1 protein-coding gene is annotated in these 1,115 nt (G+C 40.1%); it reads right to left on the bottom strand.

Features of this window, described 5'->3' with window-relative positions; genetic code table 11:
• Window positions 1-1,051, bottom strand: a 1,051-nt coding sequence (locus tag DB42_RS10705; protein ID WP_052436131.1) for an F-box protein, incomplete at its 3' end; no start/stop codon positions are given.
• Window positions 1,052-1,115 lie beyond the last annotated feature (64 nt).

The following is a 1,115-nucleotide window of genomic DNA, read 5'->3' as shown; positions in this document are numbered from 1 at the left end:
ACCCTATTTCTGCAGGCAGAGCGGTGAGCTGGTTTTGATTTAAGTAAAGGCGTGTCAGCTCTGACAGCTGTCCGATTACTGCAGGCAGAGCGGTGAGCTGGTTTTGATTTAAATCAAGCTTTTGCAGCTGAGACAACTGCCCGATTTGAGCAGGAAGGCTGGTGAGCTGGTTGTGATATAAGTAAAGCCATTGCAGCTGAGACAATTGCCCGATTTCTGCAGGAAGACTGGTGAGCTGGTTTTGATCTAATTCAAGCGTTTGCAGCTCAGACAGCTGTCGGATTTCTGCAGGAAGACTGGTGAGCTGGTTTTGGCTTAATTTAAGCGTTTGCAGCTGAGACAATTGACCTATTTCTGCAGGAAGACTGGTGAGCTGGTTTTGGCTTAATTTAAGCGTTTGCAGCTGAGACAATTGACCTATTTCTGCAGGAAGACTGGTGAGCTGGTTTTGATTTAAGTCAAGCGTTTGCAGCTGAGACAATTGGTATATTTCCGAGGGTAAATAAGTCAAGCCTGCATTAGATAAATTTAAAGCCGTGATGTTTTTACAATTTTCTTCAATCCAATCTCTAAGAAGCTCTCCTTTTTTTCCTAGAGGCAAGTGCTTAATTTCTTCTCGGCTCAAGTATTTTTCCCCACCAGGGAGTCTTTTCCAAAGTAAAAGGCGATTAATATTTAAGAGATAAGAAGAGTAATTAGCCAGAGTAAAATAACTTTTTTCCTCGGTTTTCCATTTAAATTCCAAAGGAGAAATAGATTTAGCTAAGGTAAAAACTTGTTTAAAAACTTGATAAACTTTTTCAGTAGAGGTAAGTGCAGGATTGAGTTGATAAACTTTAGCTAACATAAGAGTTCGCTGGGTAGTGGTATTCTTCCTGGGGAAATGAAGCTGTGCTATTTTCTTATAAAGAGAAGGCATCGCTTCAGAAGCTAGCAGATGATGCCATCTTTTACAGACGCTAAATAAGGAAGGAACTACGCAAGCCTCTAAGATAGGGAGCAGCAATTCATTGGGCAAGCTTTCAATAGATGTCGATGAGATAGGATGCATTTTATTTCCTTGGGGAGTGATAACTTTCCAGCATTTTTATTTTTAGAACAATATAAAAATTAAA

The organism is Neochlamydia sp. EPS4, from assembly GCF_000813665.1.
Classification (GTDB): domain Bacteria; phylum Chlamydiota; class Chlamydiia; order Chlamydiales; family Parachlamydiaceae; genus Neochlamydia.
This window is presented reverse-complemented; position numbering and strand designations above follow the sequence as displayed.